Raw genomic sequence first — 16,663 nt, 5'->3', positions numbered from 1 at the left:
CCCTTCAACGCGTTAACGCTTTTATGTATAAATTAATTATTAAACACTATATCACAGTTTTCTTAGAAAATGTAGGTATCAATTAGTTTTTGCGGTAGAAAAAAGTCTCAGCTGATTCAAACCCATAGCGGTCCGGGTGAAAGATTTGTTCTGTGCTTCCTACGAACAAGTACCCGCCGCTTTTTAGAGACTGGCTGAACTTGAGGTAAATACGTTCTTTTGCTTCTTCTGTAAAATAGATTAAAACGTTGCGGCAGACAATTAAATCGTACTCTTTCCCATATGAATCAGATAAAAGATTGTGCTTTTGAAACTGGACCATTTTTTTAATGTCTTCCTTCACTTCGTAGGAGTCCGCCTGTATCTTAAAATATTGATTTTTAACATGCTCCGGCACTTCCTTGATGGAGCGCTCAGGATACAGACCGAGCCTGGCCCGGGCAATGACGTTCGAATCCAGATCGGTTGCAATCAGCTGAGGAGGCAGAAGACCGAGCTCTCTGGTAATCATTGCGAGAGTATAGGGCTCTTCCCCGGTAGAACAGGCAGCACTCCATATTTTAAGCTTATGGTTTTTTGATGCGAGCTCAGGCATAATCTTTTTCTCCAGAACCTCCCACCTCTTGCAGTTGCGGTAGAATTCAGAAACGTTAATCGTCATTCGATCCAAAAATTCAAGCAGCAGCAGATCATTCCTCTTCAATTCCTGAAAATAGCCATAGAATGAACCAAACCCCTTTTTTTCATACAAGGAGGTTAATCTTCTTTTCATTTGTGCCTCTTTATAGCTCGTTAAATCTATTCCAGTCAGCTTATAAATATCTTTCGCAAATTGAACGTATTCATTCATGTTGATTTCCCCTGTTCCTTCTATTCTGATGCTTCAAAATAAGTATATAGAAACGGCCCGGAAAAGTCAGGCGGTATTTACAGAGTAAGTCTGCTTTAATAGGGACTGAGGTGAGAGAGTGTGAAAAAGCAGCCGAGCTGCAGTCTGGTTTCATCTGTCTAAATAAAAAGCTCGGTTAAACTCGGCTGTTGATGGCAGGTAGCAGGCATTCGCATATCCAAGGGCGGGAAAGGTGAGCCTCCTAACCGCTTTGCGCCTGCGTGGTCTCACCTTTCCCGCTGCTCTTAGCTAGGAGTCTCATGCCTTCCACTCCAATCAACAGGTGTTAATAGATCAACATCATACATTTACAAAGCCAAATAAAAAGGACCAGCCTTGGCGGCTGGCCGGTACTAATTAATAAATGCAGCTGTTCATTAATTTTTCATATCCCACTAATTCTTCCTGTTTGAAAAAGAGGCCGATTTCTCTTTCGGCACTTTCGGGAGAGTCAGAACCATGAATAATGTTCTTTCCGACAATGACACCATAGTCTCCTCTTATAGTCCCTGGAAGAGCTTCTTTCGGATTGGTTTTCCCCATCATTTGGCGGGACGTCTCAATCACGTTTTCCCCTTGCCAGACCATAGCGAATACCGGACCTGACGTAATAAATTCGACTAGCTCGCTATAAAAACTTTTCCCCTTATGTTCGCCATAATGCTGTTCAGCAAGCTCGGGAGAAATTTGCATCAATTTAGCTCCCGCTAATTGAAAGCCTTTTCTTTCAAACCTCTGCAAAATTTCACCGATTAACTGGCGCTGAACACCGTCAGGCTTGACCATCAAAAATGTCTTTTCCATATACAATTCTCCACCCCGTCAAATTATGTATGGGTTTTCATTTCCCCTTTAAAAGCGTACCACTTCCAAAGGGAATATTCAATTAGAAGTGGAGAATTATCCTAAATTTTTCGTTTTCCGATATATTTAGCGATTGAGTGCAGCGTGCTGCGCGCCTTGTTGGAAGGGAGCTCGTTCAGCAGGTCAAATGCTTTACTCAAATAACGGTTGCTTACTTCATAGGATTTTTCGATAGCGCCTGACTTCAGTATGTGCTCGATAAGAGGATTAATCTCTTCCGGTTTTGTATCAGGGCCAACCTTTATAATCTGATTCCTTAATGAGGGATCCTCCATGGCAATGAGGACGGGCAAAGTGATATTTCCCTGAAGCAGGTCGCTTCCTACCGGTTTCCCCAGCTCTTTTTCAGAGGAGGTAAAGTCGAGTATGTCATCGATAATCTGAAAGGACATTCCTACATTGTAGCCGTACTGATAGAGCTTCTTATGCAGTTCAGGACTGACTCCTGCTGATATGGCGCCAAGCTGGCAGCTTGTAGCAATCAGAATGGCTGTTTTTCTTTTGATTCGTTTAAGATAGTCTTTCAGTGATTGCTCGTAACGGTACTTATCTTTCAGCTGTTCGATTTCACCAATGACCACATCAACAATTGTTTTGGATAAAATTTTGTGTGCCAGCGGATCTTCGAGCATCGTCATGAGTTCCAGTGATTTTGCAAAAAGATAGTCTCCTGTATACATCGCAATTCTGTTGTCCCATCTTGATTTAACCGTAGGCCTGCCTCTTCTCAATTCTGCGTCATCGATTACGTCGTCATGCACAAGCGTCGCCATATGGATAATCTCAAGGGCGACTGCTGTGTGCTTAATTCGATCAATGCTGTAATCGCCAAACATGCCTGAAAGCAGAACAAATACCGGACGAATCCTTTTTCCTCCTGCCTGAAGCATATCCAAACCCGCTTCACTGAGCATAGGATAATCGGATTGGACGGTTAATGCCAGTTCTTTTTCTATTAAATCCAGGTCTTTGTTCAAGAACGTATATATATTTTTGAATTTCATTCCATCCACCAACAATCAAGTGAGTTATTTAACAGGTTTAACGCCTTTATGCATTGCGGCTACTCCTCCTGTGAAAGCTTTTACTTCCACATCCTGCAGCCCGGCTGATCTGAACATCGCTGCAAGTTCCTTCATTCCGGGAAAATCCCGTGCTGATTCCTGAAGCCAGGAATATTCCTTGAAGCTTTTTGCGAAAATTTTGCCGAAAACCGGCATGATAAAACGAAAATACATATAATAGAGCTGCTTGAAACCCGGCATCTCAGGCTGTGAGGTTTCAAGGCACACTACCTGCCCACCTGGCTTTACGACCCGCTGCATTTCTTTTAGAACCGCCATATAATCAGGCACATTGCGAAGCCCGAATCCGATTGTGGCATAATCAAATGAATCATCCTCAAAAGGAAGCTCCATCGCATTGCCGTGCATAAGGGAGACGTGTTTCATTCCTGATTGCTTGACCTTTTCTTCTCCGACAGCAAGCATGTTCTGACTGAAATCCAGTCCGATTGCCTCACCGCTGCTGCCGACAGCGCTTCCCAGAGCAAGAGTCCAGTCTGCTGTTCCGCAGCAGACATCCAGAGCCTTTGCTCCTGGTTTTACGTCCATTCTTTTCATCGTTTCTTTTCGCCATGCAACATGCCGCTGAAAACTGATTAACGAATTCATCTTATCATAATGCGGCGAGATTTTTTCAAATACACCATGTACACGCTCTTCTTTTGACTGCTGCATTCTTAAAACCCTTCTTCCGCAAGCTTGTTAGTTAGCATATGTTCATGAAATCTTAGATTTTCCAGTCTTCCCAGCAGCGCACCCTTCATTGAGTGAGAGCCTTCAAGGCTTCTTTCTACGAGGGAAACAGCCTCATCAAAATAAAAATTGCATCTGTTCACCAAATCTGTTTTAAATGCGTCCATATCCTGAAAAGCCGTTTTGCCGGAGGAGAACCTTTCAATCATCGGCGAGCTGCCCGAGACCATTTTCGCTTTCTCAGCAGAGAGCCGCTTATAGGAAAGGAATTTATTGGAAACAGCCTTCCAGAGATCAATGCCAAAATGGTCGGATAAATGCTGGCATAACGCTGTTTCAATCACAATCATGCTTTTGACGGCATCCTCCATTTCCAAAGAAGATGCTTCGTAAAGCCGGATTTTGTGCTCATTAATTTCTTTTATTGCCGTTGCTAACGTTCGAACCATTTTGACATCATTCATCTCTGCCAGTAAAGAATAATAAAGGCCGCTATAGTAGTCCCCTGCCAGGACAGTAAGCTGCCGTTTAAACAACTGCCCTTTCTCTACATTGCCAGAAGTTGTAACATTATCGTGGGTATCAAGGGCAATCTGGACCAGCATAGCTGTGACCGTGTAATTTTTCTTTTCTTCTTCCGTTACAGGAGCTTCATCTAAAATTGCATAGAACAGAAGCAATTTGTCTTCATCCAGGACTGGAGAAGCCAAAAAGCGCGCCAAATAAGGATGGCTCAATTTTAGATTTAAACGCTCTTTTAATTCCGCCAATATTTCATAGATGTTCTGCAAAGAAATCACCCTTGTCCACTATTCATTTGATCGTCAATTCGACCTGCTAGCAAAGACATAAAAGCCCAAACCGGCAGATATAATTATATCATAATCTGTCGGTCTGTTCCCGTAATAAACCGGAGAGTGCCTTTACCAGTGAAAACAGGCGGTTTTCACTGGTAAGAGTCCGGGTTATTATCTTCTGGGGTCGCTCTCCATTTCTCCATGGCTTGTCATAATTTTTGCATTTCCCCGAACTTTTATCGCTGAAGTGTGCTCTGTGAACTGTGCAATCATGACCTCGCCCTTATCAAGTTTTTCAGAGTGATGGAATCTAGTGTCTGTCCCCCTGGTCAGACCGATTACATGAACTCCGTCTTCAATTGCTTTTATAACAACGTAATCATTAGCCGGATTTTTCATCTTATTCGACCGCCTTTTGTTTTAATTCAAACCTTAACCGCGTATGAGAGAAAGCACTTCCGCCCTGGCTGCCTGATCATGCTGCAGGACGCCTCTGACAGCTGAAGTAATCGTTTTAGATCCTGGCTTTTTCACACCGCGCATCGTCATGCACATATGTTCAGCTTCTACCACTACCATGACACCATGAGGTTCAAGGGAATCTACAATACTGTCAGCCACTGTTGAAGTGATTCTTTCCTGCAGCTGTGGGCGTTTTGCTACAGCTTCAACAGCACGTGCCATCTTGCTTAATCCGGTTACTTTACCGCCTTTGGGGATATAAGCTACGTGAGCATGCCCAAAGAATGGCACGAGATGATGTTCGCACATAGAATAGAAAGGAATATCTTTTATAAGGACAAGTTCTTCGTGGTCTTCCCCGAAGACCGTTTTGAAATGTTCGGAAGGGTCTTCATTTAAACCTGAGAAAATCTCTGCATACATCCTGGCTACTCTCTTAGGAGTATCGAGCAGTCCTTCACGGTTCGGGTCTTCACCGACGGCTTCGAGGATCAAGCGAACGGCTTCTTCAATCTGCCCTTGGTTAATCTTGTTCATTCAGCTGCCTCCTGCGCAAATTACTATAGTAAGTAACATTCATTTGATTCAGATTCTAGCACAACCACGAGTTTAAAAGCAAAAGCTAAAGCACGTGCCGATGCGTTTCGAAGGAGTTCTTCCATCAGAATTGCCATTATGTACATACAAATGAAAAGCCCCTAAAAAGGGGCTGTCTGTGAAGAAACGTGTATGTATTTAGTCATGCCATACACAACTGATGCTGATTATTTTCCAGCAACAGCGTCTTTAAGTGCTTTACCTGGTTTGAAAGCAGGCACTTTGCTTGCCGGAATCTCGATTTCTTCACCTGTTTGCGGGTTGCGTCCTTTGCGGGCCGCGCGCTCGCGAACTTCGAAGTTACCAAAACCGATCAGCTGTACTTTATCGCCGCTTTTTAATGCGTCGAGAATGGTGTCGAAAACGGATTCAACTGCTTTAGTAGCGTCTTTTTTAGATAATTCGCTAGCCTCAGCTACTGCATTGATTAGTTCAGTTTTGTTCATGCCTTTCACCTCCTCCCAAGATGGGTAGAATAACAGTTAAGCTGTTATTACATTTCTTCACAGAAATTGCCTGAAATATACGTTAAATCAAGCTTTTACTGTTAACACGCTTATCTTAACGGATAAACAATAAGAATTCAATGATTTTCCGCTGAAAACGCGCATATTTTAGGCAAATCTGACCATCTAAGAGAAATTATTCTCTTAAATGCTGATAGTAGATTATCATAATTGCCCGCCCTTCGCAAGAAAATCCGCTGTCATTCCTTGATATAAAAGGGTTTTGGGGAATAAAATGCAATGAACTGCATTTGTTATTACATTATGTTAACTACTTTGAAACCCTGCCATTACGGGGTTTGTCAGCTGCAGCAAATTTTTTCGGCTGGATGAAAGTGCGGGCTTCCGCAAAGTTTTACTATAACAAAAAAAACCCGCCTGTTTAGACGGGGAAAGCTTTTATAAGATAATGGCGATCAAACCGCCGGATCCTTCATTAATGATCCTCTCCAGTGTTTCTTTCAGCTTATACCGTGCATTTTCAGGCATAAGGGAGAGCTTAGCCTGAATCCCCTCTCTGACAATTGAGCTCAGGGAACGTCCGAAGATGTCGGAATTCCAGATCGATAGCGGATCGTCCTCAAAGTCCTGCATTAAATAGCGGACTAATTCCTCGCTCTGCTTTTCCGTGCCGATGATAGGGGAAAACTCTGATTCAACATCCACTTTAATCATATGAATGGAAGGGGCGACAGCTTTCAGCCTTACACCGAATCTTGACCCCTGCCGGATAATTTCCGGTTCATCCAGACTCATATCTGAAAGGGCGGGAGCTGCGACTCCGTAGCCTGTTTGCTTCACCATACGCAGGGCATCAGACACTTGGTCATATTCTGCTTTCGCATAGGCAAAGTCCTGCATTAGCTGAAGCAGGTGATCCTTTCCGCGGATTTCAACCCCTACGACCTCACGGAGGATGTCGTCATATAAGTAATCCGGAGCATACAGATCAATTTCTGCGATTCCCTGCCCCATTTCAATTCCCGCAAGGCTTGCACGCTCAATGAACTCATATTCACTGAAGAAATTTACAACTCTGTCTACGTCCCTTAACCTTTTAATATCTTTTACCGTGTCCTTAACCGCTTCCTGGTAGCTTTCACGCAGCCAGTGATTTTCCCTGAGCACCATGACCCAGCTCGGGAGGTTCACGTTCACTTCGAGTACCGGGAATTCATAAAGTGCTTCTCTTAAAACGTTCATGACGTCACTGTCCCTCATGCTCTCAACGCTCATTGCCAGAACAGGAATATCATATTTTTCATTTAGCTGCTGCTTCAGCCTATCCGTTTCAGGGTGATAAGGCTGAACGGTATTAATGACCATAATGAACGGCTTTCCGACTTCCTTTAGTTCGTCGATTACCCGCTCTTCTGCCTCAATGTAATCTGTTCTCGGAATTTCGCCAATGGTTCCGTCTGTCGTAACGACGACACCGATGGTTGAGTGCTCCTGAATTACTTTCCTCGTTCCGATCTCAGCCGCTTCATGGAACGGAATCGGCTCCTCGTACCATGGAGTTGTGATCATACGAGGGCCATTTTCGTCTTCATACCCTTTTGCACCCGGCACTGTATACCCTACACAGTCTACAAGCCTGATGTTGACTTCCAAGCCTTCTTCCACATGGACACTAACAGCCTGGTTCGGTACAAATTTTGGTTCCGTTGTCATGATGGTTCTGCCGGCTGCACTTTGAGGCAGTTCGTCCTGGGCTCTCGCTTTGTCCGCCTCATTGCCGATGTTTGGCAGCACCACTAATTCCATGAATTTCTTAATGAATGTAGACTTCCCCGTTCTGACAGCTCCGACTACGCCCAGATAAATGTCGCCGCCGGTGCGTTCAGCAATATCTTTAAAAATATCTACCTTTTCCAAGCGATCCCCTCCCGGTTTAGCTATATTGGGATACCCCGATTTTTTTCACATTTGTTAAGGACACTATATGTGTATGATGTTGTCCTAATTGTTTATGCCTGTTTAAGAAAAATTTTCTGCCTTGAATCATTCAAAGTAAAAAACCCTTCTATCGGAGTGTATGGGTCTCCAGAAGGGTTCATTCCTTAATTCTTCATAAAAATGGGTTCGTTCTTTTCATTTACGGTATATGGTTTTGAAAATGCAGGGACAAAAACGGAGTCTTCAACGAGAAGGGCTCTGATATCCTCGTTTTGATCCGGCTTCTTATTTGTTTCTTTTAGCGCTTTATGTAAATCTATTCGGTAATCCGCAAAGATTTCTCCTTTGCTTCCAATTAAAAGCGGAAGCTGATTTTCCGAATAAGGGCTTGTTACTGCGGGTGGTTCTTTTAGCCCGAGTTTTTGATAGTCGAGCGTAAAAACTCCACCCTCCAGCACTTCTTTATAGGGCGGATACCGGTTTGATTGGATATAGGCGCTGATCCTGATGCGGAGATCCCTAATCTCTTCAGCCATCCTTAGATCAATCAGTTTAACCTCCGGCTTTGTTTCTGCATTTATCAGGACATATTGATATATTCCGCCGCTCTCATAGGCGGTTCCTGGAGCTTCCGGCAAAAAATCCGGTACGAGCTTTGCGAAATCCACTGGGTATTTCTCATAGACTGGAGTATTCATATCTTTGTTTTTAATCGGCAAAAGTCCATCTGTTTTTTCTTTATACTGATCAACGGCTTTTTGAACAAAATCGAGCTGGTCTTTGTAAGGGACTTGATTTTGAGCAAGCTCTGCCTGAGGATATAAACAGCCGCTCAGAAGCAGGAAAGTGAAAAGCAATCCCGCTGCCGCTGATTTTTTCATCTGCTCCACCTCCGCTCATTTTGATACAGGTCCGCTGAACACGACAAAAATCATGAGCAGGCCCGCTGATATCATAAACAGGTACGCCACAGCAGACACTGTTATTTTCATAAACCCGCTTTTCATTTTGTACCTGCCCAAATAAATAGAGAAAACCGCCATAAACATAAACGCAATCGAAGACAATGCAATCCACATTTTTATAAGCCCTGGTGTCAAACCAATTCCTCCAATCTGAAATGTTAGCGGTTACAACTATACTTGTCCAAATTTTCAAAAAATATAAACTGAAGTAAAGAGGGGGCTCCCTTACTTCAGCTTAAGGGGAAACTGACTAATGATCCCAGCCAAGAAAAACAACTCTGCAAATGCTTCGGTTTATTTTATGCGATTCAGTGATTGGCTGCATCCTCTAATGCCCATTTTCCTGAGTTTTTGCCGCTTTTTTTACAAATGGCGGTTCTCAAACGAGAGGAAGCGAATGAAGGATGAATCTTAGCATATTGTATGCACGAACGGCGAATAAGAGGCATGACTACTGCAAACGATTTTCCATAATATTCACAAGATCTTCCATCTCATGCGTTCTCCCGCGTCCCATTAATGAATCCACCGCTTCCTTCGGTGATTGATCATTAAAAAGCACATCATATAACGCTTCTGCTATCGGCATTTTAACATGAAACTTTTGAGCGAGCTGATGGGCGGCTTTTGTAGTCCGCACTCCTTCAACCACCATTCCCATACTGTCCAGCACTTCCTCTAAAGCATGGCCTTTGCCCAGCATATTCCCGGCCCGCCAGTTGCGTGAATGAACACTTGTGCATGTCACTATTAAATCCCCAATTCCGGTCAGTCCTGAAAAGGTTAGAGGATTCCCGCCCATAACGCTTCCAAGCCTTGCAATCTCTGCAAGTCCCCTTGTGATGAGGGCAGCCTTGGCATTATCGCCGTAGCCAAGCCCGTCTGTTATACCGGCAGCAAGAGCAATCACGTTTTTTAGAGCTCCGCCGATTTCCACACCTATCACATCCGGATTTGTATACACCCGGAAATGCTGGTTCATAAATAACTCTTGTACATATTCTGCTGCTTTTATGTCATCCGAAGACGATGTAACGGTTGTCGGATGTCTTAAGCTGACCTCTTCCGCATGGCTTGGACCCGATAGGACCACCAGACTCTTCAGGATTTCCGGTGGAAGCTCCTCTGAAATAATTTCCGAGATCCTTTTAAGTGAATCCGGCTCAATTCCTTTGCAGACATGAACAACTGTCACAGGGCGGCTGAACACTCTTTTTGCTTCAGCGAGCACTTCCCTGATTGCCTTTGCCGGCACTGCTGCGACGATGATGTCTGCATCATTTAAAGCCTCCTGCAGATTAGAATACCCGTTAATACCCTCAGGAAGCGAGATCCCGGGAAGGTACTTGCTGTTCTTCCTTGTCGTATTGATTTCTTCTGCAAGCTCGCCCCTATGGCTCCAAAGCCTTACATCGTGGCCGTTGTCAGCCAAAACCAAAGCGAGGGCGGTCCCCCAGCTTCCTGCGCCAAGTACTGCAATTTTCTCCATATTTATACCCCCAGCCGTTGTTTACTTGGTCTATTTCCGAGCCCGAGCAAAAATCTTGATCGGAGTTCCTTCAAACCCGAACGCTTCTCTGATTCGATTTTCTAAAAACCGTTCATACGAAAAATGCATCAGCTCAGGTTCGTTAACAAATACAGCAAATGCCGGAGGCTTCACTGCTACCTGGGTAGCATAATAAATTTTAAGCCTTTTCCCTTTATCGGATGGAGTCGGGTTCATCGCAACTGAATCCATAATCACTTCATTCAGGATATTCGTTTGAACTCTGAGTGAGTGGTTTTCGCTGACCTTAATAATTTCAGGTACAAGTGTGTGAATTCTCTTCTTTGTTTTAGCAGAAAGAAACACAACAGGGGCATAGCTGAGGAAAAGGAAATGCTCCCGGATATTCTGTTCGAAGGCTTTCATGGTTTTTTCGTCTTTCTCTACCGCATCCCATTTATTGACCACAATGATAATCGCTTTCCCTGCTTCATGAGCATACCCCGCGATTTTCTTATCCTGTTCAATGATTCCTTCTTCACCATTGATGACGACCAAAACGACATCAGACCGGTCAATTGCCTTCAATGCCCGGAGTACACTGTACTTCTCAGTCGATTCATAAACCTTTCCTCTTTTTCTCATCCCCGCCGTATCGATTATGACATACTCTTGTCCGTTATGTTTAAAAACCGTATCTACAGCATCTCTAGTTGTTCCTGCTATGTCACTGACAATAACACGTTCTTCACCGAGCATTGCATTTACTAGAGAGGACTTACCAACGTTCGGCCTTCCTATTAAACTGAACTTAATGATTTCCTCATCATAGTCGGCCTGGCTGATGCCGGCAAAATGCTTTATGACATCATCAAGCATGTCTCCCAATCCGATGCCGTGGGAACCGGAAATCGGGAACGGATCTCCGAATCCGAGCGCATAAAAGTCATACATCGATTCTCTCATGTCAGGATTATCAATTTTATTAACTGCAAGCACAACTGGTTTTTTAGTGCGGTAAAGGATCTTAGCTACTTCTTCATCAGCAGCCGTGACTCCCTCCCTGCCGTTGGTCATAAAAATAATAACGTCAGCTTCATCAATGGCAATTTCCGCCTGATGTCTGATCTGGGCTAGAAACGGTTCATCTCCAATATCGATTCCGCCTGTATCAATTATATTGAATTCATAGTTCAGCCATTCTCCTTTATTGTAAATCCTGTCCCTCGTTACACCTGGTCGGTCTTCCACTATCGACACACGCTCTCCGACGATTCTGTTGAATATAGTGGATTTCCCCACGTTAGGTCTTCCTACAATTGCTACTACTGGTTTTGCCATTTAAATTTACATCCTTTCCAACACGATCCTGCACGTCAGCCTGTATAAAAGAAGACTGGTTCTGCCTGTATTAAACGAATTTATTATTAATACGATCATATCATTTCATTCTTCATTAAATAAACCCTTCCTGCAATTTCTAAGAAGGGTAACCAACCCTATCATATCAGCTTTCAGGGCAATAAACAATTTAATATCACACCCAATTATACAGGTTCAGAGATTTTTAAGCATTATTGCTCTGTTTTGCCTTGCCGGGCTTTTGTAAAAATGTACTGAACGATAAACCAATACCTTTCAGCAAGCCCCAAAAGGTGAAACCGGCTGCACCAAAAAGGATGAAATCCAGGAACGCCGGCTGGCCGATTTGAACGGAGCCTGATATCGGATAAATAATGATTTCATATAATAGCTCTCCGGTGCAGCATCCGATCAGAAAAACCGGCAGCTTTTCGAAAACCAGCTTCCCAAGAACCCCGGCTGCGCAAAAGCAGACAATTAACAAAATGCCTGCAGGACTGATTGTAAACCATACCGGATCGTATAACTGCATCAGTTTTAAACCAGCATATCCTGCTCCCAATCCCATCGAACAAAGCATTAGCTTAGGACCGTTCATTCTATAATGAGCTGCCATTCCGAATCCAGCCAGTAAAAGCATCAGATAAGCAGGAGACAGCTCTCCAATTGGAAGTTTAACAGCAAACCCTGCCCATATAATCAATAGCAGGAGAAAATAGGATAAAAACGTGCGTCTGTTCGATTTTTGCATGATAAATGTGACCCCAATCCATAAACACCAAGCAATCCAATAAAAGTAGATTCCTTCCAATTCAAGCCCCTCCTTACTTTCTCATTATGGAAGGAAATGAAAATTTTTAATCGTTAATCGGAAAAGAAGGGATAGTTTAAGTGGAAACAGCCACACTATTCAAAAGACTGCTTTACGAAACCAATAAGCGGTCTGAAGAAAAACTTTACTCGAAAGAATGCGGCCGGCACGAGCACAGCCTCTTCCTCTTCGGATAAGGAGAACCCAGGGTTTATAGAAGTGTAAATAGCAGGCTTTTTTAAAGCACAGTTGTGATCTTAACATCTGTTGATTGGAGCAGAACGCGTGAGACTCAGGGCTAACAGCTGCGGGCCAGGTGAGACCGAAGCCAGGAGGCGGCTCACCGGCCGCCACTGGATAAGCAAACGCCTGGCAGCTGCAATCATCAGCCAAAGTTTAACAGAAAAAAATAAAGGGAGGCAAAAAGATGGGTAAAGACCGTCAGGAAAAGAAACTGAAGCAAAGCAAGCGTGTAGAGTCCGATCGCGATCAGTCACTGGAGAATAACGGGGCAGCCAGCATGGAAAGTCCGGAACAGTCAAGAAAAAGAAACCAATAGGAAAACCCTTGCCGGTGCTTTTGCATTAGGCAAGGGTTTTTCTGCTATCTGCGGCTGTACCGCTCTGTTTCAAAGCCTCTTTCTTTCAGCCAATGGTGGGTGGGTCCCGTTATAACAAGGGGCGCACGCTGAAGTTCAGAAATCGTGGCGGCACCCAGGGCGCACATAATCCATTTAAGCTCCTCGTGAAGCATTTCCAATTCCTTATGAAGCCCGCTCTCTCCAAGCTCGTCGTAAACAGCAAGCAAACTGCCGGCCATTCCTGCAGCCGACGCACCCAGCGCGATTGCTTTAGCTGCATCGAGGGCGTTTTGAATGCCTCCTGAGCCTAAGATGCTCACTTTGTCTTCTCCTGCATGAGCTCCCTCTGCAATGGAGACAGCAGAAGGAATGCCCCAGCCGTTAAATGACTGAAGGGCACGATCTCTTCTGGCATTTTCAATCCTGGAGAAATTCGTACCTCCGAAGCCTCCAACATCAATAGCGGCCGCTCCGGAATCTCTTAATTTTGCAATCGTTTCGTAATTCATTCCAAACCCGGTTTCTTTTACAATAACCGGAGTGCCGGTATGCTGAACAATTTTTTCAATCCGGCTTCGGGCACCTTTAAAATCCCTGTCACCTTCAGGCATTACCAGCTCCTGAATAACATTAAGATGAATTTGAATCGCATCCGCTTCAACCATATCAATGGCCCTCAAAGCCTGCTCAACTGTTGCCTCGCTTCCAAGATTGGCGAAGACCAGTCCTTTTGGATTGACTTTGCGGACAATCTCATAAGAAGGTCTCTCCGAAGAATCCCGAATGGCCGCCATCTGAGATCCCACTGCGATGGCCATGCCATGTGCTGCGGCAGCCTCGGACAGGATCCGGTTAATCTCTTCCGTTTTTTTGCCTCCGCCGCCCGTCATCGCGTTGATGAAAATAGGCGAACTTGATATAAGTCCGCCTATGTTTCCCGATATATTGATATCTTCAACGGATGAGTCAGGCAGGCTTTGGTGAACAAACGTTATATCATCAAATCCGTTTTCCCTGCTTTGGCCTGTGGACAAAGCATGATTAATATGATCTAGTTTGCGTTTCGCTCTGCTCAAGAATCATCACCATTATTTAAGTTTTTTTAATTGGTCGCCAATCATATCGCCCAAAGAGAATCCAGTGGATTCTTCCTTTTGCTGATAATTTTTATAATCGGATTCATCCGCTTTTTGAGGCTCTTGAAGCTCTTTCATGCTTAAAGAAATGCGCTGCTCATTTTCATTTACATCCAACACCTTTACCTCTGCGGTCTGGCCTTCCTCAAGCACTTCCTGTGGTGTGCCGATGTGCTTACTGGAAATTTGGGAAATGTGTACAAGTCCTTCTACACCGGGAAGGATTTCAACAAAGGCACCGAAGCTGACAAGTCTCTTAACCGTTCCCTCTTTAACATCGCCCGCTTTAACCTTCTCGGAAATACGGGACCATGGTCCTGGAAGAGTTTCTTTAATTGAAAGAGAGATTCTTTCATTATCACGGTCGACAGATAAAACTTTCACGGATACCTTCTGTCCTTCCTCTACCACATCTGAAGGCTTATCCACATGAGTATGGGAAAGCTGGGAGATATGAACAAGGCCGTCTACTCCGCCGATGTCAACAAAGGCGCCGAAATCTGTCAGACGCTGCACAGTACCCTCCAGAACCTGGTCCGCCTGCAGCGACTCAAGCAGCTGCTGTTTTTTGTCAGACGATTCTTTTTCAATAACAGCGCGGTGTGAAAGGATAACCCGGTTTTTCTCACGGTCGAGCTCTACAACCATAAGCGATAATGATTTTCCTTTGTAATCCGAGAAATCTTCAACGAAATGTGTTTCCACCAATGAAGCCGGGATGAACCCCCGTACACCTAAATCTACAACAAGTCCGCCTTTAACGACATCCTTGATTTCTGCTTCAAAAATACCTTTTTCTTCGTACTTTTTCTCAAGGTCATCCCATGCTTTATCAGCATCAACCGCACGTTTGGAAAGGATGATCGCTTCATCTTCCACCTTTGAAACTTTGAGCTCAAGCTCATCGTTCTCTTTAACCGCATCAGATGCTTTTTCAATGTGAAGGCTTGAAAGTTCACTGATTGGGATGATTCCTGTGTGCTTGCAATTTTCAATTTCCACAACTACCTGCTTCTCTTCCACCTTCGCTACAGTTCCTTTAACGATGTCTCCAACCTCTGGAACTGTCACTTCTACGTTATCCATTTCCCCATTGTTCATTTCATCTACCATTCCATTTACCTCCTTGGTCAAAACCTGCACGACTTTGATATATGTATGGTATTTCATTCAACAAGCGAATGAAATGAAAACCCCTCTTTGTACTAACTTCTAATAAATGCTACTTTTTGTCAAGTCATAACTGTCATTTAACGATGTTTTTCGAGCAGTTCTCCAATTTGATTCATAATAACCAGAGTCATCTCATCTGCTGAGACTTTTTTCTCTCTGTATTCACGGACATCCAATGGCTCGCCGAAGTAAATCCGCACTTTTTTAAAAGGCTTATAGGGCCCAACCACAGCACAAGGCATGACCAAGGCGTCTGAACGGAGAGCAAAGAATCCTGCTCCTGCAAGCCCTTTGCCAAGCTTGCCGTCTTTACTTCTAGTTCCCTCTGGAAACAATCCTAAAACCTCTCCATCCTTTAAAACTTTAAGGCCTTTCCGCAATGCTTCACGGTCACTAAGACCTCTTTTGACGGGAAATGCTCCGACCCTGCTTAAGATTTTCCCCAGAACAGGCACTTTAAACAGCTCTTCTTTTGCCATAAAATGAACCATTCTCGGAGTGCACGCTCCAACAATAGGGGGATCCAGATTATCAATATGATTGCAGCAGAGCAGAACCGATCCACTCTTAGGAAAGTTTTCCTTGCCATGGACTTCCATTCTGTAAATCGGTTTAAAAAGGACTAATATAAGGTTTTTGCCAAACTGGTATAAGGACATGTTAATCAGAGCCTTTCCTTCATCAATTCTTCAATTCGTTCCACAACCTGGTCAATGCTCAGTGAGGTTGTATCGATTTCCACTGCTCCATCCGCTTTTTTCAGAGGTGAAACTTCCCTCTCTGAATCCAGCTTATCCCTTCTTGCTATCTCTTCCTCAAGCTTTGTGATGCTTGAGTGATAGCCCCTGAGAAGGTTTTCCTCATATCTCCGTTTTGCTCGTTCCTCTACGGAAGCAAGCAAAAATACTTTTACATCTGCATCAGGAAGAACGTGCGTTCCAATATCCCGCCCATCCATGACCACACCGCCAGCTTCAGCCATTTTCTGCTGTCTTTTTACCATCTCTTCGCGGACCATGCGGTGCATCGAAACGGCTGATACCTGATTGCTGATTTCATCTGTACGGATGTCATCCGTTACGTTTTCCCCGTTGACGAAAACAAGCTGGCTGGGGCCTTCCGGCACAAGCGATATTTCCATAGTCCGGAGGATGTCCATCAGGGCCGATTCACTGCCGGGGTCGGCCTTTTCCTGTATTGCTCTTAAAGTCAAAGCTCTGTACATAGCCCCAGTGTCTATGTAAATATAGGAAAAATGCTCTGCTACTTGTTTAGCTACCGTGCTCTTGCCTGCTGCGGCAGGTCCATCTATTGCTACAGATAGTCTTTTTCTCATGTTCAGTCTCCTTTTAAGAGTAATAGATTTGTTGCTGTTC

General features: G+C 44.2%; 19 protein-coding genes. 1 reads left to right on the top strand and 18 read right to left on the bottom strand.

Going from position 1 to position 16,663, the window contains the following annotated elements; all coding sequences use genetic code 11:
* Positions 1-82: 82 nt before the first annotated feature.
* The 14 genes from ACQCV8_RS07730 to ACQCV8_RS07665 form a co-directional block, all read right to left on the bottom strand.
* Positions 83-850, bottom strand: a complete 768-nt coding sequence (locus tag ACQCV8_RS07730; protein ID WP_426843997.1) for a CheR family methyltransferase — start codon at positions 848-850, stop codon at positions 83-85.
* Positions 851-1,246: 396 nt separating this feature from the next.
* Positions 1,247-1,693: a nucleoside-diphosphate kinase gene (ndk, locus tag ACQCV8_RS07725; protein ID WP_426843996.1), complete on the bottom strand. Its 447-nt coding sequence runs from the start codon at positions 1,691-1,693 to the stop codon at positions 1,247-1,249.
* Positions 1,694-1,794: 101 nt separating this feature from the next.
* The gene (gene hepT / locus ACQCV8_RS07720; protein ID WP_426843995.1) at positions 1,795-2,757 is read right to left on the bottom strand and encodes a heptaprenyl diphosphate synthase component II; all 963 of its coding nucleotides are present in this window, start codon (positions 2,755-2,757) and stop codon (positions 1,795-1,797) included.
* Positions 2,758-2,781: 24 nt separating this feature from the next.
* Positions 2,782-3,492 carry a demethylmenaquinone methyltransferase gene (locus tag ACQCV8_RS07715; protein ID WP_426843994.1) on the bottom strand — a complete coding sequence of 237 codons (711 nt, stop codon included), beginning with the start codon at positions 3,490-3,492 and terminating at the stop codon, positions 2,782-2,784.
* 2 nt (positions 3,493-3,494) lie between these two features.
* The gene (locus ACQCV8_RS07710; protein ID WP_426843993.1) at positions 3,495-4,301 is read right to left on the bottom strand and encodes a heptaprenyl diphosphate synthase component 1; all 807 of its coding nucleotides are present in this window, start codon (positions 4,299-4,301) and stop codon (positions 3,495-3,497) included.
* Between the two features lie 177 nt (positions 4,302-4,478).
* Entirely contained in the window at positions 4,479-4,706 is a 228-nt protein-coding gene (mtrB, locus tag ACQCV8_RS07705; RefSeq protein ID WP_426843992.1) for a trp RNA-binding attenuation protein MtrB, read from the bottom strand.
* Between the two features lie 33 nt (positions 4,707-4,739).
* Positions 4,740-5,306, bottom strand: coding sequence for a GTP cyclohydrolase I FolE (gene folE, locus ACQCV8_RS07700; protein ID WP_426843991.1), 567 nt, complete (start codon positions 5,304-5,306; stop codon positions 4,740-4,742).
* A gap of 227 nt (positions 5,307-5,533) precedes the next feature.
* Complete coding sequence (gene hbs, locus ACQCV8_RS07695) at positions 5,534-5,812, bottom strand: non-specific DNA-binding protein Hbs (RefSeq protein WP_426843990.1); 279 nt, start codon at positions 5,810-5,812, stop codon at positions 5,534-5,536.
* Between the two features lie 459 nt (positions 5,813-6,271).
* Positions 6,272-7,750 (bottom strand): stage IV sporulation protein A, encoded by a 1,479-nt coding sequence (gene spoIVA / locus ACQCV8_RS07690; RefSeq protein ID WP_426843989.1) that lies wholly within the window; start codon positions 7,748-7,750, stop codon positions 6,272-6,274.
* 185 nt (positions 7,751-7,935) lie between these two features.
* A complete protein-coding gene (locus ACQCV8_RS07685) occupies positions 7,936-8,652 on the bottom strand; it encodes a hypothetical protein (RefSeq protein ID WP_426843988.1) in 717 nt (238 codons plus the stop codon).
* A gap of 15 nt (positions 8,653-8,667) precedes the next feature.
* Positions 8,668-8,871 (bottom strand): DUF2768 domain-containing protein, encoded by a 204-nt coding sequence (locus ACQCV8_RS07680; RefSeq protein WP_426843987.1) that lies wholly within the window; start codon positions 8,869-8,871, stop codon positions 8,668-8,670.
* 316 nt (positions 8,872-9,187) lie between these two features.
* Positions 9,188-10,225 carry an NAD(P)H-dependent glycerol-3-phosphate dehydrogenase gene (locus ACQCV8_RS07675; RefSeq protein ID WP_426843986.1) on the bottom strand — a complete coding sequence of 346 codons (1,038 nt, stop codon included), beginning with the start codon at positions 10,223-10,225 and terminating at the stop codon, positions 9,188-9,190.
* A 30-nt stretch (positions 10,226-10,255) separates the two neighbouring features.
* Positions 10,256-11,566, bottom strand: a complete 1,311-nt coding sequence (gene der / locus ACQCV8_RS07670) for a ribosome biogenesis GTPase Der (RefSeq protein WP_426843985.1) — start codon at positions 11,564-11,566, stop codon at positions 10,256-10,258.
* A 226-nt stretch (positions 11,567-11,792) separates the two neighbouring features.
* Entirely contained in the window at positions 11,793-12,398 is a 606-nt protein-coding gene (locus tag ACQCV8_RS07665) for a YphA family membrane protein (RefSeq protein ID WP_426843984.1), read from the bottom strand.
* Between the two features lie 427 nt (positions 12,399-12,825).
* Between ACQCV8_RS07665 and ACQCV8_RS07660 the strand changes: the two genes are divergently transcribed.
* A complete protein-coding gene (locus ACQCV8_RS07660) occupies positions 12,826-12,957 on the top strand; it encodes a YpzI family protein (RefSeq protein ID WP_426843983.1) in 132 nt (43 codons plus the stop codon).
* A 44-nt stretch (positions 12,958-13,001) separates the two neighbouring features.
* Here the strand turns inward: ACQCV8_RS07660 and fni are convergent, their stop codons facing one another.
* The 4 genes from fni to cmk form a co-directional block, all read right to left on the bottom strand.
* Complete coding sequence (gene fni / locus ACQCV8_RS07655) at positions 13,002-14,054, bottom strand: type 2 isopentenyl-diphosphate Delta-isomerase (protein WP_426843982.1); 1,053 nt, start codon at positions 14,052-14,054, stop codon at positions 13,002-13,004.
* Positions 14,055-14,066: 12 nt separating this feature from the next.
* Positions 14,067-15,200: a 30S ribosomal protein S1 gene (gene rpsA, locus ACQCV8_RS07650; protein ID WP_426844251.1), complete on the bottom strand. Its 1,134-nt coding sequence runs from the start codon at positions 15,198-15,200 to the stop codon at positions 14,067-14,069.
* 164 nt (positions 15,201-15,364) lie between these two features.
* A complete protein-coding gene (locus tag ACQCV8_RS07645) occupies positions 15,365-15,946 on the bottom strand; it encodes a lysophospholipid acyltransferase family protein (protein ID WP_426843981.1) in 582 nt (193 codons plus the stop codon).
* A gap of 5 nt (positions 15,947-15,951) precedes the next feature.
* Positions 15,952-16,623, bottom strand: a complete 672-nt coding sequence (gene cmk, locus ACQCV8_RS07640) for a (d)CMP kinase (protein WP_426843980.1) — start codon at positions 16,621-16,623, stop codon at positions 15,952-15,954.
* Positions 16,624-16,663: the final 40 nt, after the last annotated feature.

The organism is Metabacillus sp. 84, assembly GCF_050107715.1.
Taxonomy (GTDB): domain Bacteria; phylum Bacillota; class Bacilli; order Bacillales; family Bacillaceae; genus Metabacillus_B.
Note: the sequence above shows the minus strand (reverse complement) of the source record. Positions and strands in the feature narration are given on the sequence as shown.